A 24218-nucleotide genomic window follows, 5' to 3' on the forward strand; every position below is an offset into this window, starting at 1 on the left:
CCGACTTTCGTGACGTGACGGGCGGTGTGTACAAGGCCCGGGAACGTATTCACCGCAGCGTTGCTGATCTGCGATTACTAGCGACTCCGACTTCACGGGGTCGAGTTGCAGACCCCGATCCGAACTGAGACCGGCTTTTTGGGATTCGCTCCACCTCACGGTATCGCAGCCCATTGTACCGGCCATTGTAGCATGCGTGAAGCCCTGGACATAAGGGGCATGATGACTTGACGTCATCCCCACCTTCCTCCGAGTTGACCCCGGCAGTCTTCGATGAGTCCCCGCCATAACGCGCTGGCAACATCGAACGAGGGTTGCGCTCGTTGCGGGACTTAACCCAACATCTCACGACACGAGCTGACGACAGCCATGCACCACCTGTGAACGGCCCCGAAGGACCCGACATCTCTGCCGGATTTCCGCCCATGTCAAACCCAGGTAAGGTTCTTCGCGTTGCATCGAATTAATCCGCATGCTCCGCCGCTTGTGCGGGCCCCCGTCAATTCCTTTGAGTTTTAGCCTTGCGGCCGTACTCCCCAGGCGGGGCGCTTAATGCGTTAGCTGCGGCACAGAGAACCGGAGAGGCCCCCCACACCTAGCGCCCAACGTTTACAGCGTGGACTACCAGGGTATCTAATCCTGTTCGCTCCCCACGCTTTCGCTCCTCAGCGTCAGTATCGGCCCAGAGACCCGCCTTCGCCACCGGTGTTCCTCCTGATATCTGCGCATTTCACCGCTACACCAGGAATTCCAGTCTCCCCTACCGAACTCTAGCCTGCCCGTATCGGCTGCAAGCCCGCGGTTGAGCCGCGGGATTTCACAGTCGACGCGACAAGCCGCCTACGAGCTCTTTACGCCCAATAAATCCGGACAACGCTCGCACCCTACGTCTTACCGCGGCTGCTGGCACGTAGTTGGCCGGTGCTTCTTCTGCAGGTACCGTCACTCACGCTTCGTCCCTGCTGAAAGAGGTTTACAACCCGAAGGCCGTCATCCCTCACGCGGCGTCGCTGCATCAGGCTTTCGCCCATTGTGCAATATTCCCCACTGCTGCCTCCCGTAGGAGTCTGGGCCGTGTCTCAGTCCCAGTGTGGCCGGTCGCCCTCTCAGGCCGGCTACCCGTCGTCGCCTTGGTAGGCCATTACCCCACCAACAAGCTGATAGGCCGCGAGTCCATCCCAAGCCGAAAAAACTTTCCACCCCCCACCATGCGGCAGGAAGTCATATCCGGTATTAGCCCCCGTTTCCGAGGGTTATCCCAAAGCCTAGGGCAGGTTACTCACGTGTTACTCACCCGTTCGCCGCTCGAGTACCCCGAAGGGCCTTTCCGCTCGACTTGCATGTGTTAAGCACGCCGCCAGCGTTCGTCCTGAGCCAGGATCAAACTCTCCAACAAAAACTTGGAAAACCAATCCCGACAACAAAAAGTTGCCAAAGGAATCCAGACCAAACAGATCACAATAAAGCGACCAGCCGGCCCGGGGTAAAAATCATAATTGGCACTGGCTTATCAAGCACCCTGTTGAGTTCTCAAAGAACAACCACACACCAGACCACAAACCCCAACCAAGGGGCCCACAACCCGGGGCTTCATTCCCTTTATTCCGCGCCCTGCGTTCCCGCCCGGCGCTTTTACTACGTTACCCGGTCGTTTCCGCCGAGTCAAACCGGCGTTCCCGGTTTGTTTACTGCCACCCGACCGAACTGCGACCGGGCCCACTCTTACGCACACAGCAACTTACACCCTGCACGTTCGAGAGGATTTAGCGGGCCGTCCTACTCCCCCGGTGTTACCCGGCGGTTCCTGTCCGGTGCCCCGCTGACTTCGAAAAAGTTACCGGATGACCGGTTCAAAGCCAAATCGATCAAGGCAACTGGATATCGGACGGCCGTTCCCCGCTTGTCGACCCGGCCGTCGGGCGTACCCGGCGGGTGCTCCACCAGGCACGAATCCCCAGCACACCGACGGTGGTGCCGATCGCCAGGGAAGCCAGAACCAGGAACGCGTGAATCCACAGAAAGCCCGTGGGCGCTCCTTCGAGTACCTCACCGGACGCCCAGGAGCGCGGATCCCGCCAAATCGCCAGACCAAACCGGGGCCAGATGACCCACGTCCACACTCCGACTCCGGTCAAGAAGAGCGCCCAGCCTCGCGAAAGCCTCACGAGCGGCGAGTATGCCAGGTCAGGGGCGGTCCGGCGGAAGTCGAGGACCAGCCCGTACCGGCCCTCCGCTCGGACCCGTACCCGGAAATTGACCTGCCCCGGAACTCAGGCCCGTCTCCGGCGTGCCCGCGCCGACGCCGTCACCACCAGGGCTCCGAGCAGGAGCAGCAACACTCCGACCGCGAGCACCCAGCCGGAAGGCGCCAAGCGGTCACCGGTCACCGGCAGGTTCCCTCCGGATTTGCTCGGGCTGGGGGTCGGGGTGGAGGTGGGCGCGCCGGTCGGGCTCGCGCTGGGTGGGATCGGAAGCACCTCGAAGGTGACCCCGCCGGGTCCGAGGCTGTCGTCCGGGACCGGTGCCAGGCGGACGAGTGCCGGCCCGCCGGCCGCCACCTGCGTGGCCACCGAGATCCGCGCCACTGGCAGGTGGACCGGCGGAGCGTACGAGCCCGGTCGGTCGGCGCCGGCCGGACCGCCGGGCACGAGGATCACGGCTAGCGTCGCCCCGGCCAACACGATGGTGAGCGGACCCGGTCGAGTGCGCTTCGAGTGCCGGCTGCCCGAACGGACGACCATCGTGGTACCCCCTCCGCGACCTACGCCAGTACGGTCGGCGGGCGAGTCATCCCGCCGACGATCGCGGTGACCCGGGAGTTGTTCCCGTACGCCCACTTCCTCCGGGGACGTTAGCGAAGATTTATCTCGTATCAGGGCAAAATGCACGGACTGTACGGCGATCGTGAGCCTTACCGCCGCCGCTTTCCCACCGGCCGCTCGACCCGATCCACCTCGCTCTGGGCGTGAAACAGCGCTGTACCATGGCGCCCATGCGCTTACTGGTCACCGGCGGTGCGGGCTTCATCGGTTCGAACTTCGTTCGCCAGGCCCTCGACGCACTGGACTGTCAGGTCGATGTGTTGGACGCGCTCACCTACGCCGGTGACCGGAGCAGCCTGGCCGAGGTGGAAGACCGGATCAACTTCGTACACGGTTCGGTGACCGACGCGGCGACCGTGGACGACCTGGTACGCCAGGCCGACACCGTGGTCCACTTCGCGGCGGAGTCGCACAACGACAACTCGGTGATGGACCCGAGCCCGTTCGTGCAGACGAACCTGATCGGGACCTTCAACATCCTGGAGAGCGTGCGGCGGCACGACAAGCGGCTGCACCACATCTCCACCGACGAGGTCTTCGGCGACCTGGAGCTGGACGAGGACCGGCGGTTCACCGAGGAGAGCGCGTTCGACCCGTCGAGCCCCTACTCGTCGACCAAGGCCGGCTCGGACCTGATGGTGCGCGGCTGGATCCGTTCGTTCGGCGTACGGGCGACGATCTCGCACTGCTCCAACAACTACGGCCCGTTCCACCACATCGAGAAGTTCATTCCCCGGCAGATCACCAACGTGATCGACGGAATCCGCCCCAAGGTCTACGGCTCGGGCCAGAACGTCCGCGACTGGATCCACGTGCACGACCACAACACCGCGGTCAACGCGATTCTGGAGCGCGGCCGGATCGGGCAGACGTACCTGATCGGCGCGGAGTGCGAGCTGAACAACATCGTGGTGGTCCAGGAGATTCTCCGCCTGATGGGTCGCCCGGAGGACTGGTTCGACATGGTCGGTGACCGCCCCGGGCACGACCTGCGCTACGCGATCGACTCCAGCAAGCTCCAGGCCGAGCTGGGCTGGAAGCCGCAGTACCTGAACTTCCGCGACGGTCTCGCCCAGACCATCGAGTGGTACCAGCAGAACGAGAGCTGGTGGCGGCCGAAGAAGGAAGCCACCGAGGCGAAGTACCGCGAGATGGGTCGCTGACCCGAACCACGGAACCACGGAACGCGCTGCTCACCCCGGTGGGCGGCGCGTTTTCCGTACGCCCGGCGCGATGTCGTTGAAATCGGCCCGGCGGCATCCGTTGATACCCCTGGGGGGTAGGGGTATGGTGGTCGGAGTCAGGGTCGTGCCGTCCGGCCGACCCACACAAGCCACTCCAAGGGGAGCCACCGTGGAAACGACCTACCAGGTATCCGGAATGACCTGCGGCCACTGCGTCAACTCGGTCCAGACCGAGGTGGGCGCCCTGCCGGGCGTCAGCGAGGTCCGGGTCGACCTGGCCAGCGGCGCGGTGACCGTCAGCAGCGAGCAGCCGCTCGACGAGGCCGCCGTCCGCGCCGCGGTCGACGAGGCCGGCTACAACCTCGTCGGTTAGACGACGATGCGGACCGGATACAAGATCGGCGGCTACCTGGCCGGGCTGGCGGTGGTCTTCACCGCCGCCCTCGGCGTTGGCCAGGTGACCGGTGGTGGTCCGAAGCCGGAGGCCGCCACGGAGCGACCCGGCCATGGCCACGACGGTGCCGACACCGGTCGGAGCACTCCCGGGGCGCGGCCGGGTGGCCCGGTCCCCACCCGGCCGCCGGGCGGGCTCCAGGTCGCCCAGGACGGCTACCGGTTCGTCCCGCTCACCAGCACCCTGGTCACCGGGGCCACCGACGAGTTCTCGTTCCGGATCATCGGACCGGACGGCGCCCCGGTGACCGGCTACACGCCGACCCACGACAAGGACCTGCACCTGATCGTGGTGCGCCGCGACCTCACCGGTTTCCAGCACGTACACCCACGGATGGCCGGGGACGGGACCTGGTCGGTCCCGCTGAGCACCGAGGCGGCGGGACAGTTCCGGCTGATCGCCGACTTCCAGCCGCACGGTCTCGCCGAGAACGTCACGCTCGGCCTGGACGTACCCGCACCCGGGGACTACCGCCCGGTGCCGCTGCCCGCCCCGGCCCGGAGCGCGTCGGCCGGGGACGGCTACACCGTCACCCTCGACGGCGACCTCGAACCGGGTACGTCGTCCACGCTCACCCTGACCGTGAGCAGGTACGGCAGACCCGTCACCGACCTGGAGCCCTACCTCGCGGCGTACGGTCACCTGGTGGCGTTGCGCGACGGCGACCTGGCCTACCTGCACGTACACCCGGAGGGCGGGCCGGGCGACGGACAGACCCAGGCCGGCCCAGCGGTCACCTTCCAGGTCGAGGTGCCCAGTGCCGGGACCTACCGACTCTTCCTGGACTTCCAGCACCAGGGCACGGTGCGCACGGCCGAGTTCACCGTGCTCGCCGCCACCGCCGGCCAGACCCACGGTTGAGGAGATCAGCGATGACCACCGCCGGCCGCTCGTTACCCCGTTCCGCCGTACCGATCGAACTGACGATCGGGGGGATGACCTGTGCCTCCTGCGCATCCCGCATCGAAAAGAAGCTGAACCGACTCGACGGGGTGAGCGCGACCGTCAACTACGCCACCGAGAAGGCCAGCGTCACACTGACCGACGACACCGTCACCGTGGCGGAGTTGATCGCCACGGTGGAGAAGACCGGCTACACCGCCCAGGTGCCCCCACCGCCCAGGAGCTCCGGGCCGGGCGGGGACGCTCCGGAGCCGGTCGACGAGCTGCGCGCTCTGCGTACGCGATTGTGGGTTTCGTTGGTCCTGACCGTGCCGGTGATCGCACTGGCGATGGTGCCGGCGCTCCAGTTCACCTACTGGCAGTGGCTGTCGCTGACCCTGGCCGCCCCGGTCGTCGTCTACGGCGGCCTGCCCTTCCACCGGGCCGCCCTGGTCAACCTCAGGCACGGGGCGGCGACCATGGACACCCTGGTGTCGCTCGGCACCGCCGCCGCGTTCGGCTGGTCGCTCTGGGCACTCTTCCTCGGCACCGCCGGCACCCCCGGCATGGTCCACCCGTTCAGCTTCGACATCAGCCGCTCGGACGGCAGCGGCAACATCTACCTGGAGGCCGCCGCCGGGGTGACGCTGTTCATCCTCGCCGGCCGTTACTTCGAGGCCCGGTCCAAGCGCCGGGCCGGCGCGGCCCTACGGGCCCTGCTCGAACTCGGTGTACGTGACGTCGCGGTGCTGCGCGGCCCGACCGAGGTACGCGTACCGGTCGAACAACTCGCGGTCGGCGACCGGTTCGTGGTCCGGCCCGGCGAGAAGATCGCCACCGACGGGGTGGTCGAGGACGGCACCTCGGCGGTCGATGCGAGCCTGCTCACGGGTGAGTCGGTGCCGGTCGAGGTCGGGCCGGGTGATCCGGTCGTGGGAGCGACCGTGAACGCCGGCGGCCGGCTCGTGGTCCGGGCGACCCGGATCGGCTCGGAGACCCAGCTCGCCCAGATGGCGAAGCTGGTCGAGCAGGCGCAGACCGGCAAGGCGCAGGTGCAGCGGCTGGCCGACCGGATCTCCGGGGTCTTCGTGCCGATCGTGATCGCACTGGCGGTGGCGACGCTTGGCTACTGGATCGGCACCGGGCAGGGCACGACCGCGGCGTTCACCGCCGCTGTCGCCGTACTGATCATCGCCTGCCCGTGCGCGCTCGGCCTGGCGACGCCGACCGCGTTGCTGGTCGGCACCGGGCGCGGCGCGCAACTCGGAATCCTGATCAAGGGTCCGCAGGTGCTCGAGTCGACCCGCGCCGTCGACACGGTGCTGCTGGACAAGACCGGCACCGTCACCACCGGTCGGATGAGCCTGGTCGACGTTGTCGCCGTCGACGGCCAGCCGGTCGAGGAGGTGCTCCGGCTCGCGGGTGCGGTCGAGGCCGCCTCGGAACACCCGATCGCGCGGGCGATCGCCGCCGGTGCGGTCGATCGGGTCGGGGCGCTGCCGGCCGTGGCGAGCTTCGCCGGGCTCGGCGGGCTCGGCGTCACCGGTACGGTCGAGGGCCGGGAACTCGTCGTCGGGCGGGTACGTCTGCTCCACGACCGTGGCCTCGACCTGCCCGAATCGCTGGCTCTGGCGCGTACGGCGGCCGAGCGGGCCGGGCGTACGGCCGTCGCGGTGGCCTGGGACGGCCGGGTCCGGGCGGTCCTCGTGGTGGCGGACGTGGTCCGGCCGACCAGTGCCGAGGCGATCGCCACCCTGCGCCGGCTCGGCCTGACCCCGGTGCTGCTGACCGGGGACAACACCGGCGTCGCGAAGTCGGTGGCGGCCGAGGTGGGAATCGACGAGGTGATCGCCGAGGTGCTTCCGGCGGACAAGGTCGACGCGGTGAAGCGGCTCCAGGACCGGGGCCGGGTGGTGGCGATGGTGGGCGACGGGGTGAACGACGCCGCCGCGCTGGCCCAGGCCGACCTCGGGATCGCCATGGGCACCGGGACCGACGTGGCGATCGAGGCCGCCGACCTGACCCTGGTCCGGGACGACCTGGCAGCCGCGGCGGACGCGATCCGACTCTCCCGGCGTACCCTGCGGATCATCAAGGGCAACCTGTTCTGGGCCTTCGGTTACAACGTCGCCGCGCTGCCGCTGGCCGCCGCCGGCCTGCTCAACCCCATGATCGCGGGTGCCGCGATGGCATTCTCCTCGGTCTTCGTGGTCGCCAACAGCCTGCGCCTACGCGCCTTCCGCTGAGGTGTAAGGAAGGGCCCCTTATTAACGCTATGCGTTAATAAGGGGCCCTTCCTTACACAGCGGTGAGGCGGCGCCAGAGGAATTCCAGGATCAGCGCCCACTTGACCGCCCGCTGGGCGTTGTCCGCCGCCGCGCCGTGGCCGCCCTCGACGTTCTCGTAGTAGGAGACGTCGTGGCCGTACTCGCGCAGCAGCGCCACCATTTTCCGGGCGTGACCCGGATGCACCCGGTCGTCGCGGGTCGAGGTGACAAAGAGGACCGGCGGGTACGGCGGCGCCGCCCGTACGTTGTGGTACGGCGAGTACTCCCGCAGGAACGCCCAGTCGGCCTCCTGGTCCGGGTCGCCGTACTCGGCCATCCACGACGCCCCGGCCAGGAGCTTGTGATAGCGGCGCATGTCGAGCAGGGGAACCGTCGCGACGATCGCGCCGAACAGCTCCGGGTAGCGGGTGAGCATCACTCCCATCAGCAGGCCGCCGTTGCTGCCGCCCTCGATGCCCAACCGACCGCGCTCGGCGATCCCCCGGTCGATCAGGTCGGACGCCACCGCCGCGAAGTCCTCGTACGCCCGGGGTCGTTTCTCCCGCAGCGCGGCCAGGTGCCAGCGGGGACCGTACTCGCCACCGCCCCGGATGTTCGCCACGGCGTAGGTGCCGCCCCGGGCCAGCCAGCCCCGTCCGATGATCCCGTCGTAGCCGGGCGTCATCGACACCTCGAAGCCGCCGTACCCGGTGAGCAACGTCGGGCCGGTGCCACCGTCGGTCGGCCCGACCACGAAGTACGGCACCCGGGTGCCGTCGGCCGAGACGGCGAAGAACTGCCGGACCGACAGACCGGTCGGGTCGAAAAAGGACGGTGCCTGCTTGAGCGTGCTGATCGTGCCGCCGACCCGGCCGAGGCGCAGCGTCGCCGGTTGGAGGAAACCGTCGGTGACGAGCATGAACTCGTCGCTGTGCTCGGGGTTCGTGTCGAGTACGTCGGTGTGGTCGAGGCCGGGCGCCTGGTCGAGCACGGTCCGCTGCCAGCCGCCGTCACTCGGTGTGAGCACCTCCAGCCGTTGGCGTACGTCGTCGAGCACCGCCACAATCAGGTGGTTGCGGGTCCAGGCGTGGTACCTGAACGAGGTGGTGGGTCCGGGCTCGAAGACCGGGGTCAGCTCCCGGCCACCGGCGAGGAAGTCGTCGAACCTGCTGACCAGCACGGTCCCACCGGGGTAGGTGACGGCGCCGACGGCCCACTCCGAGCGGAGCCGGATCAGCAGCCACTCCCGGTGGACGTCGGTCCAGGCGTCGTCGGGCACCTCGATCCGGACCCGCTCGCCCGAACCGGTGAGCAGGAACTGCTCCGAACGGTAGAAGTCGATCATCCGGCTGACGAAGTCCCGCTCGAATCCCGGCGTCGGGTCGTGGCCCGCGCTGACCCCCACGTCGGTGACCTCGCCCTGGTAGACGATCTCCGCGTCATCCAGTGGCGTGCCTCGTCGCCACCGCTTGACCTGGCGGGGGTAACCGGAGTCGGTCAGTGACCCGGGACCGAAGTCGGTGCCGACGTAGACCTGGTCGACGTCGATCCAGTCGACGTCGCTCTTTGCCTCGGGCAGGGTGAACCCGTCCGTGACAAACGCTCGCTCGGCGAGGTCGAACTCGCGTACCACCACCGCGTCGGAGCCGCCCCGGGAGAGGCTGACCAGCGCCCGCCGGTAGTCGGGGCGGAGCAGGGACGCGCCCTGCCAGACCCAGTTCTCGTTCTCCTGCCGGGCCAGTTCGTCCAGGTCGAGCAGGATCTCCCAGTCCGGCTCCGACGCCCGGTACCGCTCCGGCGTGGTACGTCGCCAGAGCCCGCGCGGGTGCGCCGCGTCCTGCCACAGGTTGTGGAACAGCTCCCCGGACCAGCTCGGATAGGCGATCCGGTCCTTCGCGTCGAGCACCTCACGGAACTGGTCACGCCGCTGCGCGTACGTCTCGTCGACGGTGAGCCCGGCGAGCGTCTCCGCGTTCCGGTCCGCCACCCAGGCGGTGGCCTCGGTGCTGTCCAGGTCCTCTAGCCAGTTGAAGTCGGCCACCCGTCGTCCCCTCCCGCAGTCGGCGTCGGCCCGCCGCCGAAGGGAAGGGTAGGGGGTCCGGGTCAGTCGTGCGCCCCCCGTCGGGAGTAGATCTCGTCGACAAACCGGCGGCGCAGCGGCGGCACCCGGCTGGTCAGGCCGAAGTAACCACGGGCCGCCATCAGCGCGAGCCGACCGACGACGGGTCGGTAGAGCGGGTCGTCGCCGCTGGTGCCGTTGTTCGCGAGCGAGTCGGCGACCCGGGCGAAGCCATACGGCAGCATCTCCACCTCGTAGTCGGCGACCGCCTGCGGCAACGGCTTCTCCCCGGCGGCGACGGCGACGAGTTGACGGCAGAGCAGGGCGGCGTCCCGGAGCGCGGTGTTGGCGCCGACACCGCGACCGGGGGTCATGGTGTGGATGGCGTCGCCGATCAACGTGACGTTGCTCGACTGCCAGGGCGGGACCGGCTCGGAGGTCGCCACCTTGACCGGGATGCAACTGTGCGGGTCGCTCAGGGTGAACAGTTCGCGCAGGTGGGGGTGCCAGTTCGGGGTTAGGTCGAGGGCGAGCCGGACCAGTGCCTCGCCCCGCATCCGCATCACGTCCGGCGGGAACCGGTGGTGCGCGCTCCAGATGATCAGGTTGATGTAGTCGCGGGTGTTGTCGTAGAGCAGCCCGGGCCAGCGCTCGATCAGCGTCGCCTCGTTGCCGCCGACGCCCGCCTTCGGTACGCCGTACCGGTCCCAGTTGAACTCCATCACGTGCAGTACGCCCATCAGCCCGCCGGCGCCGAAGATCAGCGAGATGCCCTCGCGGATCTCGTCGGTGAGCAGTGACCGGGTGTGTTCGGTCAGCGGGATCTTGGTGGCGATGTTGATGCTGCCCGCGTCCTGGATCCGCGCGTGCGGCAGGTACTGCCGCCGGATGGCCGAGTGTGTTCCGTCGGCGGCCACCAGCAGGTCCCCGCTGACTTCGGTGCCGTCGGCGAAGAACGCCGTCACCCGACCGTTCGGGTTCTGCTCGTAGTGGGTGAAGGTCTTGTCGAAGTGGACGACGTCCTCCATGCCGGTCAACAGGACCTGCCGCAGCGTCATCCGGGAGACCGCCCGGTCGCTTTCGACCGGATCCGTCTCGGTCTCCGGCCGCAGCGGGAACGAGGCGGTCACGCGCATCTTCTCGGTGAGTACGTTGAAGTACCTCGGCGAGCGCGCGCAGGTGGCCATGTAGACCGCGAAGAGTTCCGGCGACAGGCACTCCCGCAGGGCCCGGTTACCGGTCGGCCCGACGCCGATCCGGTAACCGTGCAGACCGTCGCCGCGGGTGCGGTACCGCTCGTAGACCCGTACCGCGATGCCGGCGCGCCGCAGTCCGTGCGCCAGGCACATCCCGCCGGTGCCGGCGCCGATGATGATGACCTCCGGTGCGTTGGCGGACATCAGCTTGTCACTGACCGCTGCGCTGCACCGGCACCACCGCGTCCCAGGTGTAGAAGCACCGTGCCATGGCGTCGCGCGGCGACCGCCAGGTGGACAGGTACGGCGTGGTGCAGGTCGACAGCCGCTCGTTGAGCTGCACGAAGAGCGGGTGCGCCGCCGCCGCGGGCAGCCCCGCCGGACCGGCCCCGTCCAGTTCGACCAGGTGCAGGTAGAGGTCACCGAGGCTGTAGAGCGACCGGTGTCGCGCGCCGGTGATGGCGGGCAGTTCGGTCTGGTCCGACTCGGCGAAGATCTGCGCGATCCGCTCCTCGGCGCCCGGTCCCGTACGGTCCTCCGGGCCCGGTGCGATCCGGCCGACGATCAGTAGACGGTTCATGACGGTGCTCCCTCCGCTGACGCTGCGCCGACCGGCCCGGGTGTTGCGCTGCCGACCGGTCCGTTGCTCTGCCGACCGGTCCGGGTGCCGACCCGACGGCTGACGTCGATCACCTTGCGGGTCGGCGCGTCAACCCTTCGTCACCGTTCGTCTGCCCATGCGTTGCTCCGTTGACGGAACCCACCCGTCCGGCCGCGCGTTGCTCCGGCGACCAAACCCACCCGTCCGCGCGTTGCTCCGGCGACCAAACCCACCCGTCCGGTCCGGCCGTGTGAGATCCGGCACGCTTCGCGGTCGCGGGAATGCCTCCGGGACCGGCCCTCTTGTCGAGGTTGCCCGCACGGCCGCGCGGCTCCGTACGATCTCTGCGCCACAGACCCCGGAAAGGGGCCCCATGACCACGGTCGAACCACGGGTCGACGCCGCCGTCGCGGACGTAGGACCCAACGGACGAGACGTACCGCCCAAGGAGCTGGATGTAGCCGCGCACGGGCAGGACGGGCAACTGGACCGCCGCCAGCAGCGGCGGCTGGTGCTGGTGCTGGGCTCGCTGATCGCGGTGGGTCCGCTGACCATCGACATGTACCTGCCGGCGTTGCCCACCATCTCGGCACAGTTGCAGACCACGACGGCGCAGGTGCAGCTCACCCTCACCGGAACGCTCGCCGGGCTCGCCCTCGGGCAACTCCTGGTCGGGCCGCTCTCCGACGCGATCGGACGGCGCCGTCCGCTGCTCGCCGGCATGATTCTGCACGTGGTCGCGTCGGTGCTCTGCGTCGTCGCGCCGAACATCGCGGTGCTGGGCACGCTGCGCGTACTCCAGGGACTGGGTGCGGCGGCGGCCTCGGTGGTCGCCTTGGCGGTGGTCCGGGACCTGTTCAGCGGCTCGGCGGTGGCCCGGCTCTTCTCCCGGCTGATGCTGGTGATGGGGGTCGCCCCGGTGCTGGCGCCGACCCTCGGCGGTGGGCTGCTGCGCTGGACCGACTGGCGGGGCGTCTTCGTCGCGCTCGCGCTGTTCGGGCTGGCGCTGATCGCGGTGACCGTGTTCGGGCTCCGGGAGACCCTGCCAACGGAGCGTCGGCGCAACGGTGGTCTGGTCGGCACCCTCCGGGTGTACGGCGCACTGCTGCGCGACCGCACGTACGTCGGCCTGGCGCTGGTCGCGGGGCTGGCGATGGCGGCCCTGTTCGCGTACGTCTCCGGCTCGTCCTTCGTGTTCCAGGAGCAGTACGGGCTCAACGAGCAGGAGTTCGCCGTGGTCTTCGGCGCCGGTGCGGTTGGGCTGATCGGGGCCACCCAGTTGAACGTACGTCTGCTGCGCCGGTACACCCCGTTCCAGATCCTGCGTGGGGCGCTGGTCTGCGGCACCGTGCTCGGGCTCGGGCTGCTTGTTGTCGCGGCGACCGGATTCGCCGGGCTGCCCGGCGTACTGGTGCTGCTCTGGGCGGTGCTCGCCACCGCCGGGCTGGCGCTGCCGAACGCGCCCGCGCTCGCCATGGCCCGGCACGGGGAGGCGGCCGGCACGGCCGCCGCGCTGCTCGGTGCGGTGCAGTTCGGGGTCGGCGCGATCTCCGCGCCGCTGGTCGGTGTCTTCGGCACCGGCAGCACGGCGATGGCCCTGGTGATCGCGGCGGGCATGCTGGCGGCGGTGGTCGCGCTGGTCACGCTCACCCGTCCGGAGGAACTCTCCGACATCGACAACACCGCCCCGGCGGCGGCCCACTAACCGCTCTCGCTGTGTAAGGAAGGGCCTCTTATTAACGCATATGCGTTAATAAGGGGCCCTTCCTTACACATCAGTTGTCGGCGAGGAGCTCGGTGAAGGGGGTGGGGTTGGCGAAGGGGTCGGTGACGGTGGCCGGCTCGCGCTGGTCGATCTGGGCCGCGAGTTCACCGGCGGCGCGGTTGATTCGGTTCGCCAGTCCGCCCTGGACGGACTCGGTGCCCCAGTCCTCGGAGGCGGCGAAGACCCCGGTCGGGACCACCACCGCGTGCAGGTAGACGAACATCGGTCGGAGTGCGTGTTCGAGCGCCAGCGAGTGCCGGGCGGTGCCGCCGGTCGCCGCGACCAGGACGGGCTTGTCCACCAGAGCGGTGTCGTCGAGTACGTCGAAGAACGACTTGAACAGCCCGCTGTACGACGCGTTGAAGATCGGCGATACCGCGATCAGCCCGTCGGCGGCGGCGACACTGTCGATCGTCTCCCGCAGCCCGGCCGAGGGGAAGCCGGTGAGCATGTTGTTGACCAGGTCGTGCGCGTGGTCACGCAGCTCGATCACGCGTACGTCGAGTTGGCTGCCGCGCCGTCGCGCCTCCTGGGCGGTGGCGGCGGTTAGCCGGTCGGCCAGCAGTCGGGTGGACGACGGCTGGCTCAGCCCGGCCGAGACCACGACCAGCTTGCGCCGCTTCACCGCCCGGCCCCCGCCACCGTGCTGCCGCCGGCCGTTGATCCCGCCGTGCCGCTGTCGGCCGTTGATCCCGCCGTGCCGCTGTCGGCCGACGAGCCCGACGCCGCGTCGAGCAGGGCGGCGTCGCGGGCGGCCTTCAGGCTGGCGTGCGTCGGCGCGTCCGGTACGTGCGCCGGCCGGAGCGCGTCCAACTCCCTGCGCAGCACCGGAACCACCTCCTCGCCGAGCATGTCGAGCTGCTCCAGCACCGTCTTGAGCGGCAGCCCAGCGTGGTCCATCAGGAAGAGCTGACGCTGGTAGTCGCCGACGTGCTCGCGGAAGGTCATGGTCCGGTCGATCACCTGCTGCGGGCTGCCCACGGTGAGCGGGGTCTCCCGGGTGAAGTCCTCCAGCGACGGGCCGTGCCCGTAGACCGGCGCGTTGTCGAAGTACGGGCGGAACTCCCGGACCGCGTCCTGCGAGTTCTTCCGCATGAAGACCTGCCCGCCCAGACCGACGATCGCCTGGTCGGCCCGGCCATGGCCGTAGAACTCGAACCGCCTGCGGTAGAGCTCGATCATCCGCTGGGTGTGCTCCATCGGCCAGAAGATGTTGTTGTGGAAGAACCCGTCGCCGTAGTAGGCCGCCTGCTCGGCGATCTCCGGGCTGCGGATCGAGCCGTGCCACACGAACGGGGGCACCCCGTCGAGCGGGCGTGGCGTCGAGGTGAAGGACTGCAACGGCGTACGGAACTTGCCCTTCCAGTCGACCACGTCCTCCCGCCACAACCGGTGCAGCAGACCGTAGTTCTCGACCGCGAGCGGGATGCCGGCCCGGATGTCCTTGCCGAACCAGGGATACACCGGCCCGGTGTTGCCGCGCCCCATCATCAGGTCGACCCGGCCGTCGGCCAGGTGCTGGAGCATCGCGTAGTCCTCGGCGATCTTGACCGGGTCGTTGGTGGTGATCAACGTGGTGGCGGTCGAGAGCACGATCCGCTCGGTCCGGGCCGCGACATAGCCGAGCATCGTCGTCGGCGACGACGGTACGAACGGCGGGTTGTGGTGCTCGCCGGTGGCGAACACGTCCAGTCCCACCTCTTCGGCCTTCAGCGCGATCGTCACCATCGCCTTGATCCGCTCAGCCTCCGTGGCGGTTTGTCCCGTGGTGGGATCGGTGGTCACGTCACCGACGCTGAAGATCCCGAACTGCATGTCTGCTGCCCGCCTCGTCTCGACCGGAGTTTCTTCAAGTTTGAACTACACCCTGGAACCAGGCGTAGCCGCCCCCTATTCCGGTTCCCCGTGGCGGGTTGTCTACCCCCGCTCAGCCCACCTCCGGCACGGCGGCACGGGCCGGCGCCGCCCCGGCCACGGCCGGCAGCGGGGCGGACCGGGGCGGCCGGCGCAGCACCAGCGCCAGTCCGGCGAGGATGACCGCAGCGGCCAGGGCCTCGCCCGGCCCGACCCGCTCGCCGAGCAGCAGCCAGGACGCGGCCAGCCCGAAGACCGGCACCAGCAGACTGAACGGCGCCACCCGGGCCACCGAGTAGGTCGCGATCAGCCGGTTCCAGAGGCCGAAGCCGACCAGCGTGGAGACGTACGCGACGTAGGCCACGGCCAGGATGCCCCGCCAGGAGAGCCCGGTGATCGCGTCGAGCACAACACCGGGTCCGTCGACCACACCGGCGAGACCGAGCAGCGGGATCGGCGGCACCAGGCTGGACCAGACCAGCAGTGACAATGGTCGGGTCTCACCGCTGGCGCGTACCACCACGTTCGCCACCGCCCAGCTCGCGGCGGCGAAGAGGGTGAGCGCGAAGCCGACGACGGTGGCGTGGCCGCCGCCGTCCAGCGCGAGCATCGCGATCCCGACCGAGCCGACGAGTACGCCGGCAAGCTGCCAACCCCCCGGCCGCTCCCGCAGCAGCGCCGCCGCGAGCAGCACCGACACCAGGGCCTGCGCCTGCAACACCAGCGAGGCGAGGCCGGCGGGCATGCCCGCGTCCATCGCGGTGAAGAGCACCCCGAATTTCAGTACGCCGAGCACGAGCCCGTAACCGACCACGTAACGCAGCCGGGCGGTCGGACGGGGCACGAGCAGGACCAGCGGTACGGCCGCGACGACGAACCGGAGCGCGGTCAGCACCAGCGGCGGCAGGTCACGCAGTCCGATGTCGATGACAACGAAGTTCACGCCCCAGATGGCGGCGACGAGCAGGGCCTGGAACCGGTGGGTCAGCTTCACCGGGTAACCGTCCCCCGGCGTGACTATGAAGGTCCAGTTCATTGTTCTTAAGCGTCGTTGTAGCGTGGCTTCATGGATTTGGACGTACGGCGGCTGCGGGTCCTGCACGAGGTGGCCCTGCGGGGCGGGGTGACCGCCGCCGCCAACGCGCTGCACGTCACCCCGTCGGCGGTCTCGCAACAACTCGTACAGCTCTCCCGGGAAGCCGGCTGCGAACTCGTCGAGCGATCCGGACGCGGGGTGGTCCTCACCGCCGCCGGACAGGTGCTCGCCGCGCACGCCGAACGGATCCTGCACGCGGTGGAACACGCCGTGGCCGGTCTGGCCAGCCTGCGGCAGCGGGTGGACGGCACCGTACGGGTGGCCGCGTTCCCCTCGGCGGCCGGTGCCCTGGTCGCCCCGGCGGCGGCGCGGGCCATGGCCGAACACCCCGACCTGGACGTACGGATCATCGAGGCGGAGGACCAGCAGAGCCAGCTCGACCTCCGCTCGGCCACCATCGACGTCGCCGTGCTCCAGGAGTACGACCACGTGCCGGCGAACCGGTTCGACGAGCTCGAACGGCACCCGATCAGCACCGACCCGATGCACCTGGTCACGCCGACCGGCTGGGGTCGGGCCACCCGGCGGCTGGCCGACCTGCACGACGTGCCCTGGGTGGCGAGCGCGGAACACACCCCGTGCGGCCGATCCACCCTGCGCGCCTGTCATCTCGCCGGGTTCGAGCCGGACATCCGCCACCGGGCCGTGGACTTCGCCCTCACCCTCGACATCGTCGCGGCCGGGCTGGGCGCCGCGCTCGTACCCGGGCTGGCGCTGCGGAACGTGCCGGCGGGAGTGGACGTACGCCCGCTCGACGAACCGGTCACCGGTCGGCAGATCTTCGCGGTGACCCGTACCCGGGGTCCCGGGCCGCTGCGTCCGGCGATCGACGCGCTGCTCCGGGCGCTGGCCGCCACCCCACTGCCCGCGCCCACCTCGGCGACGCCCGGACCGCTCGCCGGTCAGTCCTCCCCGGTGGTCGAGGGGGCGGCCAGGTAGCGCGAGTTGGTGACCGCCATCGTGCGTACCTGGTCGGCGCCGAACCCGGCGTCGAGCAGCCGGTCGGCGAAGAGCGCGATGCCGTCCTCGACCGGTGGGTTGAACGGCTGTCCCAGGTCGCTGGAGAGCACCGAGTGCTCGGGCCCGACCGCCGCGATGTTGTCGAACAGCTCCTGCCAGCCCACCTTGCCGGTGTACGCCGTGGTGAAGCAGCGTTCCAGCAGCACGCCCAGGGCCGCCAGCTCCCGCTGGCGTGACACCGGCAGCCGCTGGCTGGTGAACTCCGGGTGGGTGACGACGATCCGGCGTACGCCCTCCTGCCTCGCGGCCTCGACCACGGCGAGGATCTCCGCGCCGGCCAGGTGCCCGGTGGCGAGGACGAGGTCGTGCGCGGCGATGACCCGCAGCACCTGACGCACCCGGTCGAGGACCCGGCCCGCCCGGTCCAGCACGTCGACCGGCTCGACCTCGATCCCCCGGGCGGCCAGGTCGTCCTGCACCGCGCGCCACATCGGCGGGGTGGCACCGGGCGGGTCGTGCGCGGCGGACTCGCGTTGGTTGCGGGCGTCCACGGTGGGCAGCCAGACGATCCTCGCCCCCTGCCGCCCGGCGATCTCGACGGCGGCGGGGTTGATGCCACCCATCGTGCCGTTCAGGGCGACCGCACCGAGTACGTCGACCCCCGGCACCACCTTCCGCACCACGCTGGCACGCTCGGCGGTGGCCACGTAGTGGGACTTGAGGACAAATCCGGCCAGCCCCACGGTGGCGAACCGCCGGGCCAGTTCGAGATCGTCGACGCGGCGCTCGATGACGTCCGGTGCGACGTGCACGTGCGTGTCGTACGCCCCGGTGACCAGTGCGCGGGCACTGGCCGACGGGACGGGGTGGTCGGGCATGGCGCTCCTCCGGCCGACGTACGGGCCCCTATTCCATCGCGCCAAGACCATGATGGACAACAATGTTCTGCCCGTGACATAAGACATATTCGTCCTCTACGATCGCGCACAGGACGTCTCGGACTGATCGATGACGGACAACTGCTGATTCCCGTACGCCCACGCGTCCGTCGGCGCGTACCGGCTCGGCGGAACGGGGGAGAGCGATGGTCGGGCGTACGCGTCTGCTGGCAACATCCCTGCTGGTCATGGCCCTGACCGGCGTTGCCGGCTGCGGCGGGGAGAGCGGACCGGAGGGTGCGGAATCCGGCCGGGCCCCGGACCGGGTCACGTACATGACCGCCTTCGGCGCGGTGGGGCGCGACGCCTTTGCCTGGGTGGCGCGAGAGAAGGGTTACTTCGCCGAGGCCGGTCTGGAGGTGGAGATCAAGGAGGGCGCGGGAAACGTCACCAACCTGACCGCGCTCCGCTCGCAGCAGGCGCAGTTCGCCGCCCTCGACTTCACCGGCGCGGTGATCCAGGCGGGCAAGGGCGAATTCACGGACTGGCGCGCGGTGGCCGCCATCCACCAGCAGACCCTGGTCTCGATCATGACGACGAAGGACACCGGGATCACCACCCCGAAGGACCTGGAGGGTCGGACCGTCGCGGCGGCCTCGGGCTCGGTCAACCAACTCCTCTTCCCGGCGTACGCCCGACTGGCCGGGTTCGACCCGAACCGGGTCACCTTCCAGAACGCCCAGACGACCGCGCTCAACGGGCTGATGGCCGGTCGCAAGGTCGACGCTCTCGGCACCTTCCTGCTCAGCCGGAGCGCGCTGGAGACGGCCGCGAAGAAGGAGGTGGTCGTGCTCCCGTACAGCGACTACCTGGCCAACCTCTTCGGCAACGCCATCATCACCACGCCGGCCCTGTTGGAGCGGGATCCCGACCTGGTCAAGCGGTTCACCGGCGCGGCGCTCAAGGGGCTGCGCCACAGCGTCGAGCACCCCGAGGAGGCGGCCGGCATCCTCAACCGGGTCAAGCCCACGTACCCGGTGGCGGCCGGCGTGGCTGAGATCAAGGCGATGACCTCGGCGGTCACCCCGGCCGCCGGTGGGCGGATCGGCACGATGAACCGGGAACGGGTGGCCCAGACGATCGCCGTACTGGCCGAGTCCGGGCTCGTCCCGGCCGGGCTGACACCCGAGGCGGTGGTCGACTTCGGCATCGTCGAACAGTCCTGACCGCGGATCGGGGGCGGGGATCAAGATGAGTGGGTCGGGACTCCGGTGGGGCGGGCTGGTGTCGGGCGCGCTGCTTCCGTTGCTGGGCGCGCTGCTCGCGATCGCCCTCTGGTGGGGGACCGTCGCGGTGTTCGACGTCGACCCCTTCTTCCTGCCCGCACCGCCGGACGTGGTCGAGGCGTTCCTCCGGCTGCCCGACTACCTGCTCCGGGCCACCTGGGTGACCATGCTGGAGGCGGTGATCGGCTTCGGCATCGCCACGCTGGGCGGGCTCGCCGTCGCCCTCCTGCTGGCCGCGAGCCGGGTGGTCGAGCGGATGACCCTGCCCCTGTTGGCCGCGACAAACGCCGTACCGAAGGTCGCCCTGGCCCCGCTGCTGCTGGTCTGGATGGGGTTCGGCAGCGAGCCCAAGATCGTCATGGTGGTGCTGGTCTGCTTCTTCCCGATCGTGCTGTCGACCATGGCCGGCCTCACCTCGACCCCGGTCGAACTGCACGAACTCGCCCGTTCGCTCTCCGCCTCGCGCTGGGGCACCTTCGTCAAGTTCCGGCTGCCCTGGGCGTTGCCCCAGGTTTTTGTCGGCCTCAAGGTGGCCATCTCGCTCGCCATCATCGGCGCGGTGATCGGCGAGGTGGTCAACCCCGACCGTGGCCTCGGTGCGGTCATCGTCAGCTCCGGGACCACCGCCGACACACCGCTGGCCTTCGCCGCCCTGGCCCTGCTCGCGATCCTCGGCGCCGGACTGTTCTATCTGGTGGTCGCGGTCGAGCGGCTGACGGTACCGTGGGCCGGAGAGGTCACCGCCTGAGCCGGGCGGGCACGAGCCGAGACCGGGGCGCCCACGCCGGAAACTCGGCAAAGGGTTGCCATCCGCAGGTCGATCGCGCTACGTTGAGCCCAGCTACCCCATCAACGCGTCGGTGGTCAAGCCCGACCGGGAAGCACAAACCACACTTTCCCGCACGATTCTCCGTGCACACCGGCATACCGCGTTAAGCCGGCCGGCAACGCCGGACTCAGCGTCACCACACCAAAGGGGACATTCCCGTCGCGGAAGACATCCCCCGTTCCGCTGTACGTCGGCGACCGACGCCGACCAGCACCGCCCGCCCGTACCGAGCCGTGACGCTCGAACTGGCCGCCGTCGATCCGTCCCGGGTCGGCGAGCGGGGGCACGGCGACCCAACCATCTCCAGGGAGAAAGATGCCTCCTACCCAACCGCTGGTGGACCAGCGGACAAGCAGCACCCGCCGAACCCGACGCCCGTCCGGGCCGGTCGGCAAGCGGACCACCGCCCGGGCGACACACGACCGGACGCCCGCTCCCGAGGGTCCGGCCGATCCACTGGTACGCGACGAAACGGCCGTACCCGTCTCCGGGGTGCTCGACGTCAGGGAGAACCGCGCGTTCATCCGTACCTCCGGTTACCTTCCCGGCCCGGACGACGTGTACGTCTCACCCGCGCAGCTACGGGAGTACGGCCTGCGCCGGGGGGACGTGGTCACCGGCACCGCTCGGGCCAGCCGGGACTCGGACCAGCGGCGGGAGCCTCGGCACGGCCTGGTCCGGCTGGACACGGTCAACGGGACCGACCCCCGGCAGGCCCGGCGTCGACCGGACTTCCAGCAGCTCACGCCCCTCTACCCGCAGGAGCGGTTGTTTCTGGAAACCGAGCCGCACCTGCTCACCACCCGGGTGATCGACCTGGTGATGCCGATCGGCAAGGGCCAGCGGGCGCTGATCGTGTCACCGCCCAAGGCTGGCAAGACCATGGTCGTGCAGGCGGTGGTGAACGCGATCAGCCGGAACAACCCGGAGTGCCACATCATGCTGCTACTGGTGGACGAGCGCCCCGAAGAGGTGACCGACATGCAGCGCTCGGTACGCGGTGAGGTGATCGCCTCGACCTTCGACCGTCCGCCACAGGAGCACACCGCCCTCGCGGAACTGGCCATCGAGCGGGCCAAGCGACTGGTCGAACAGGGCCGGGACGTGGTGGTGGTGCTGGACTCGCTGACCCGGCTGGCGCGCGCGTACAACCTGATGGCCCCGTCGAACGGACGGAGCATGTCCGGTGGTGTCGACTCGACCGCGCTCTACCCGCCGAAGCGGTTCCTCGGTGCCGCGCGCAACATCGAGAACGGCGGTTCGCTGACCATCATCGCGACCGCGCTGGTCGACACCGGGTCACTGATGGACACGGTCATCTTCGAGGAGTTCAAGAGCACCGGCAACGCCGAGCTGCGGTTGGACCGGAAGATCGCCGAAAAGCGGATCTTCCCCGCGGTGGACGTGCAGGCGTCCGGGACCCGGATGGAAGAGGTTCTGCTGGCGCCCGACGAGGCGGCCGTCGTCGCCAGGCTGCGCCGGGCGCTCTCCGGGCAGGGCCCGCAACAGTCGATCGAGTACCTGCTCGACCACCTCCGGCGCAGCCGCAGCAACGTCGAGTTCCTGACCCGGGTCGCCACGGCCGGTTCGTCCAGGCACGGCACCGCCCGTTGATAGATCGATAAACTTGACTATGTTGAAACGGTTCGATACGTTGCGCGAGCGGTAGGAAAACCCTTTCCACGCTCGGTGTACCCCGTCCGCACACCGGGCGGATCCGGTCATCGAGACACAGGTCAGGGAGGACCAATGACGCTCACCACCACCCGTACGCCGGTCGGGGTCCGACCCCGACGGCGCTGGCCACGGCGGGGTCTGGCCACCGCGGTCGTCGCGGTCGTGGCCGTCGCCGGCGCGGCGACCGGCCCAGCGCCCGCCTCGGCCGCCACCTTCGTCGACGCGGGCAGCGGCTGCGGCAGTGGTTCGTACCAGGCCGAGGCGGTGCAGAACGGTGGCACCTGGACCGCCCGCAACGGCGGCAGCACGGTCTACACCGGCAGCGACATGCGCTCCGCGATGCAGGCCGCCGTCAACAGCCTCACCTCCGGACGTACCTCGAAACAGCGGGTGGTGGTCCGGGGTTCCGGGTCGATGAACGCCGGGTCCCGGCTCTCGCTGCCGAGCTACACCGTGCTGGACGTCTGCGGCACGATCAACGTGACCGGGTCGGGCTCCGGCGACCAGGCGCCGGTCTACGCCCGGGGCGCCACCGACATCGAGGTGCAACACCTCACCCTCACCGGGTCGCCGCAGTACGGGATCTTCATGCGCAACGTCAACAACCTGATCCTCGGCCAGATCGACATGCGGCTCTCCGCCGGCCTGGGCGTCCGGATCGACAACCACGGCGGCGACCGGGCGGTGAAGGTCCGCAACATCAGGATCGACAACGTGTACGTGCAGGGCACCAGCAGCCAGGGCGTGGAGACGTACGGGGTGGACGGGCTGACCGTCGGCACCGTCACCGCCCGGAACACCGGTGAGTCCGGACTGCTGCTCAACGACACGATCAACGCCACCGTCGGCACCGTCGACGCGGAGAACGCCGGCACCGGCACCGGGTACGCGGCGTTCCGGATGGCCAACCGCAACGGCCGGGTCGGCAGCTCCTACCCGACGAACATCCGGGTCGGAAACGTGGTGGCCCGGGGCGGTGGACGCGGGATCTTCTGCGTCTCGGAGAGCGGCGGCGCGGTGATCGACCGGGTCACCATCTCGAACACCGGCAACAACTCGATCCTGCTCGAGAACTGCTACAACGTGACCATCGCGGCCCAGTCCGGCACGGTCAGCGGCGGCGGTGAGGTACGGGTCGCCGCGCGTACGGAGTTTCCGATCTCCTCCGGTATCACCCTGCAGAACCTGACCGTCAGCAACACCAACATCACCCAGAACCCCTGCGGAGGCAGCAACAACGTGATCCGCAACGTCACCCGGGTCAATTCGACACTGAACTGGTGCTGAGCGGCTCGTCGTCCCGGGGCGGGTAGTGGAGCAGGCCCTGCCCGGCCCGGGTCACGGCGGACGCGTGACCGAACAGCCCCGGCAGGCCCCCGGTGTGCAGGAAGACGGTACGCGTACCCGGGTCGATCTCGCCGTCGCGTACGGCGGCGACCAGACCGGCCATCGCCCGCCCGGTGTAGATCGGGTCCAGCACCACCCCGGTGCTGCGCGCGGTCAGCTCCATCGCGCTGGCGGACGCCTCGGTGAGCTGGCTGTAGCCGGCTCCGACCTGGTCGTACCGGATCCGGAGCTGGTCCGGGCGGACCTCGGCCCGACCGAGCTGGCCGACCAGCGCGGCGACCGCCGTGGCCGGCTCGGCCAGGGCCCCGGTCTGCACGCCGAGCACCCGGGACGGCCCGAGCGAGGCGACGAGCCCGGCCATGGTGCCGCCGGAACCCAGCGCGACCACGACGAGTTCGAGGTCCGGCACCTGGTCCAGCAGTTCCTCGCCACCGCGCAGATAGCCGTACGCACCGGCCGCGTTCGAGCCGCCGAACGGGATCAGCACCGGACGGGCGCCGTCCCGGCGCAACCGGTCGACCACCCGCTCGACCACGTCGGCGAAGCGCTCGTCGTCCACGTCGCCGGCCCAGTGCGCCTCGGCGCCGAAGAGACCGTCCAGGGCGACGTTGCCGGAGCTCGTCTCCCCGGGCGCGCCGCGCAGGACGAGCACCACCCGCAGCCCCAGCCGGGCGCCGGCCGCGGCGGTGAGGCGGGCGTGGTTGCTCTGCGGCGCACCGGTGGTGACGAGGGTGTCCGCGCCGGCCGCCAGGGCGGCACCGACCGTCCATTCGACCTTGCGGACCTTGTTGCCGCCCCCGCCGAGGCCGCCGAGGTCGTCCCGCTTGATCCGGAGCGCGTCCCGGTCGAGTCCGATCGCCTCCGCCAGGCGGGGAGCGGACTCGACCGGGGTGGGCCAGCTTCCGAGCGTCACCTGCTGGTCCGGCGCCACTACCGGTCCGTCTGCCATCGGGATTCCTTCCGCCGTACGGGGTGGTTGCCGCCCCGACGATCCCGCAGCCGCCGAACCTCCTGGCAACCAGGGGTGGGGGTCAGCGGCGGTTCGGCAGTGCCCGGGCGAC

General features: G+C 69.7%; 19 protein-coding genes, 1 rRNA gene and 1 pseudogene. 10 read left to right on the top strand and 11 right to left on the bottom strand.

All coding sequences use genetic code 11. The features are described from left to right. From ACI2K4_RS18840 to ACI2K4_RS18850, 3 genes are all read right to left on the bottom strand, one after another. Positions 1 to 1396 (bottom strand): 16S ribosomal RNA (locus tag ACI2K4_RS18840); the annotation flags it as partial. A gap of 469 nt (positions 1397 to 1865) precedes the next feature. Beyond that, a complete protein-coding gene (locus ACI2K4_RS18845; protein WP_404512993.1) occupies positions 1866 to 2165 on the bottom strand; it encodes an SCO4848 family membrane protein in 300 nt (99 codons plus the stop codon). Between the two features lie 105 nt (positions 2166 to 2270). Beyond that, the gene (locus ACI2K4_RS18850) at positions 2271 to 2741 is read right to left on the bottom strand and encodes a hypothetical protein (RefSeq protein WP_404512994.1); all 471 of its coding nucleotides are present in this window, start codon (positions 2739 to 2741) and stop codon (positions 2271 to 2273) included. A gap of 251 nt (positions 2742 to 2992) precedes the next feature. Between ACI2K4_RS18850 and rfbB the strand changes: the two genes are divergently transcribed. From rfbB to ACI2K4_RS18870, 4 genes are all read left to right on the top strand, one after another. Continuing rightward, entirely contained in the window at positions 2993 to 3985 is a 993-nt protein-coding gene (gene rfbB, locus ACI2K4_RS18855; protein WP_404512995.1) for a dTDP-glucose 4,6-dehydratase, read from the top strand. 190 nt (positions 3986 to 4175) lie between these two features. Continuing rightward, positions 4176 to 4379 carry a heavy-metal-associated domain-containing protein gene (locus ACI2K4_RS18860; RefSeq protein WP_404512996.1) on the top strand — a complete coding sequence of 68 codons (204 nt, stop codon included), beginning with the start codon at positions 4176 to 4178 and terminating at the stop codon, positions 4377 to 4379. A gap of 6 nt (positions 4380 to 4385) precedes the next feature. Then, positions 4386 to 5321 carry a hypothetical protein gene (locus tag ACI2K4_RS18865; RefSeq protein ID WP_404512997.1) on the top strand — a complete coding sequence of 312 codons (936 nt, stop codon included), beginning with the start codon at positions 4386 to 4388 and terminating at the stop codon, positions 5319 to 5321. 11 nt (positions 5322 to 5332) lie between these two features. Next, positions 5333 to 7588 carry a heavy metal translocating P-type ATPase gene (locus ACI2K4_RS18870; protein ID WP_404512998.1) on the top strand — a complete coding sequence of 752 codons (2256 nt, stop codon included), beginning with the start codon at positions 5333 to 5335 and terminating at the stop codon, positions 7586 to 7588. 52 nt (positions 7589 to 7640) lie between these two features. Here the strand turns inward: ACI2K4_RS18870 and ACI2K4_RS18875 are convergent, their stop codons facing one another. From ACI2K4_RS18875 to ACI2K4_RS18885, 3 genes are all read right to left on the bottom strand, one after another. Further along, positions 7641 to 9650 (bottom strand): prolyl oligopeptidase family protein, encoded by a 2010-nt coding sequence (locus ACI2K4_RS18875; RefSeq protein WP_404512999.1) that lies wholly within the window; start codon positions 9648 to 9650, stop codon positions 7641 to 7643. Between the two features lie 62 nt (positions 9651 to 9712). Beyond that, the gene (locus ACI2K4_RS18880) at positions 9713 to 11068 is read right to left on the bottom strand and encodes an FAD-dependent oxidoreductase (RefSeq protein ID WP_404513000.1); all 1356 of its coding nucleotides are present in this window, start codon (positions 11066 to 11068) and stop codon (positions 9713 to 9715) included. Positions 11069 to 11075: 7 nt separating this feature from the next. Continuing rightward, on the bottom strand, positions 11076 to 11444 hold the full coding sequence (locus tag ACI2K4_RS18885) for a TcmI family type II polyketide cyclase (protein ID WP_404513001.1): 369 nt from the start codon (positions 11442 to 11444) through the stop codon (positions 11076 to 11078). Positions 11445 to 11949: 505 nt separating this feature from the next. On the opposite strand from ACI2K4_RS18885, the gene ACI2K4_RS18890 reads away from it, so the two are divergent. Continuing rightward, positions 11950 to 13170, top strand: a complete 1221-nt coding sequence (locus tag ACI2K4_RS18890; RefSeq protein ID WP_404513392.1) for a multidrug effflux MFS transporter — start codon at positions 11950 to 11952, stop codon at positions 13168 to 13170. A 70-nt stretch (positions 13171 to 13240) separates the two neighbouring features. On the opposite strand, the gene ACI2K4_RS18895 is transcribed toward ACI2K4_RS18890, so the two are convergent. The 3 genes from ACI2K4_RS18895 to ACI2K4_RS18905 all read right to left on the bottom strand — a co-directional run bounded on the left by ACI2K4_RS18895 (position 13241) and on the right by ACI2K4_RS18905 (position 16120). Further along, positions 13241 to 13855 carry an FMN reductase gene (locus ACI2K4_RS18895; protein WP_404513002.1) on the bottom strand — a complete coding sequence of 205 codons (615 nt, stop codon included), beginning with the start codon at positions 13853 to 13855 and terminating at the stop codon, positions 13241 to 13243. Beyond that, complete coding sequence (locus ACI2K4_RS18900; RefSeq protein ID WP_404513003.1) at positions 13852 to 15045, bottom strand: LLM class flavin-dependent oxidoreductase; 1194 nt, start codon at positions 15043 to 15045, stop codon at positions 13852 to 13854. Before ACI2K4_RS18900 ends, ACI2K4_RS18895 begins: the two co-directional genes overlap by 4 nt. A gap of 112 nt (positions 15046 to 15157) precedes the next feature. After that, a complete protein-coding gene (locus ACI2K4_RS18905; RefSeq protein WP_404513004.1) occupies positions 15158 to 16120 on the bottom strand; it encodes an EamA family transporter in 963 nt (320 codons plus the stop codon). A gap of 30 nt (positions 16121 to 16150) precedes the next feature. Here ACI2K4_RS18905 and ACI2K4_RS18910 point away from each other — a divergent pair, with 30 nt between their 5' ends. Further along, a complete protein-coding gene (locus tag ACI2K4_RS18910) occupies positions 16151 to 17119 on the top strand; it encodes a LysR family transcriptional regulator (protein WP_404513005.1) in 969 nt (322 codons plus the stop codon). On the opposite strand, the gene ACI2K4_RS18915 is transcribed toward ACI2K4_RS18910, so the two are convergent. After that, complete coding sequence (locus tag ACI2K4_RS18915) at positions 17083 to 18018, bottom strand: DUF6282 family protein (RefSeq protein ID WP_404513006.1); 936 nt, start codon at positions 18016 to 18018, stop codon at positions 17083 to 17085. The two genes, ACI2K4_RS18910 and ACI2K4_RS18915, sit on opposite strands and share 37 nt — an antisense overlap. Before the next feature lie 206 nt (positions 18019 to 18224). On the opposite strand from ACI2K4_RS18915, the gene ACI2K4_RS18920 reads away from it, so the two are divergent. From ACI2K4_RS18920 to ACI2K4_RS18935, 4 genes and pseudogenes are all read left to right on the top strand, one after another. Next, positions 18225 to 19244 (top strand): ABC transporter substrate-binding protein, encoded by a 1020-nt coding sequence (locus ACI2K4_RS18920; protein WP_404513007.1) that lies wholly within the window; start codon positions 18225 to 18227, stop codon positions 19242 to 19244. Positions 19245 to 19269: 25 nt separating this feature from the next. Next, complete coding sequence (locus ACI2K4_RS18925) at positions 19270 to 20052, top strand: ABC transporter permease (protein ID WP_404513008.1); 783 nt, start codon at positions 19270 to 19272, stop codon at positions 20050 to 20052. A 477-nt stretch (positions 20053 to 20529) separates the two neighbouring features. Then, a pseudogene (gene rho, locus ACI2K4_RS18930) lies at positions 20530 to 21747 on the top strand (transcription termination factor Rho); the annotation flags it as partial. A 135-nt stretch (positions 21748 to 21882) separates the two neighbouring features. Beyond that, entirely contained in the window at positions 21883 to 23097 is a 1215-nt protein-coding gene (locus tag ACI2K4_RS18935; RefSeq protein WP_404513009.1) for a hypothetical protein, read from the top strand. On the opposite strand, the gene ACI2K4_RS18940 is transcribed toward ACI2K4_RS18935, so the two are convergent. After that, entirely contained in the window at positions 23072 to 24106 is a 1035-nt protein-coding gene (locus tag ACI2K4_RS18940; RefSeq protein WP_404513010.1) for a D-cysteine desulfhydrase family protein, read from the bottom strand. The genes ACI2K4_RS18935 and ACI2K4_RS18940 overlap by 26 nt on opposite strands. Between the last annotated feature and the right edge of the window lie 112 nt (positions 24107 to 24218).

This window comes from Micromonospora sp. NPDC050397 (assembly GCF_044901685.1).
Taxonomy (GTDB): Bacteria; Actinomycetota; Actinomycetes; order Mycobacteriales; family Micromonosporaceae; genus Micromonospora_G.

Excerpts from the sequence above, each read along its gene's own strand:
- ACI2K4_RS18850 (WP_404512994.1), bottom strand. The coding sequence starts at position 2,741 with ATGGTCGTCCGTTCGGGCAGCCGGCACTCGAAGCGCACTCGACCGGGT.
- rfbB (WP_404512995.1), top strand. The coding sequence starts at position 2,993 with ATGCGCTTACTGGTCACCGGCGGTGCGGGCTTCATCGGTTCGAACTTC.
- ACI2K4_RS18865 (WP_404512997.1), top strand. The coding sequence starts at position 4,386 with ATGCGGACCGGATACAAGATCGGCGGCTACCTGGCCGGGCTGGCGGTG.
- ACI2K4_RS18870 (WP_404512998.1), top strand. The coding sequence starts at position 5,333 with ATGACCACCGCCGGCCGCTCGTTACCCCGTTCCGCCGTACCGATCGAA.
- ACI2K4_RS18880 (WP_404513000.1), bottom strand. The coding sequence starts at position 11,068 with ATGTCCGCCAACGCACCGGAGGTCATCATCATCGGCGCCGGCACCGGC.
- ACI2K4_RS18885 (WP_404513001.1), bottom strand. The coding sequence starts at position 11,444 with ATGAACCGTCTACTGATCGTCGGCCGGATCGCACCGGGCCCGGAGGAC.
- ACI2K4_RS18900 (WP_404513003.1), bottom strand. The coding sequence starts at position 15,045 with ATGCAGTTCGGGATCTTCAGCGTCGGTGACGTGACCACCGATCCCACC.
- ACI2K4_RS18905 (WP_404513004.1), bottom strand. The coding sequence starts at position 16,120 with ATGAACTGGACCTTCATAGTCACGCCGGGGGACGGTTACCCGGTGAAG.
- ACI2K4_RS18910 (WP_404513005.1), top strand. The coding sequence starts at position 16,151 with ATGGATTTGGACGTACGGCGGCTGCGGGTCCTGCACGAGGTGGCCCTG.
- ACI2K4_RS18915 (WP_404513006.1), bottom strand. The coding sequence starts at position 18,018 with ATGCCCGACCACCCCGTCCCGTCGGCCAGTGCCCGCGCACTGGTCACC.
- ACI2K4_RS18920 (WP_404513007.1), top strand. The coding sequence starts at position 18,225 with ATGGTCGGGCGTACGCGTCTGCTGGCAACATCCCTGCTGGTCATGGCC.
- ACI2K4_RS18925 (WP_404513008.1), top strand. The coding sequence starts at position 19,270 with ATGAGTGGGTCGGGACTCCGGTGGGGCGGGCTGGTGTCGGGCGCGCTG.
- ACI2K4_RS18935 (WP_404513009.1), top strand. The coding sequence starts at position 21,883 with ATGACGCTCACCACCACCCGTACGCCGGTCGGGGTCCGACCCCGACGG.
- ACI2K4_RS18940 (WP_404513010.1), bottom strand. The coding sequence starts at position 24,106 with ATGGCAGACGGACCGGTAGTGGCGCCGGACCAGCAGGTGACGCTCGGA.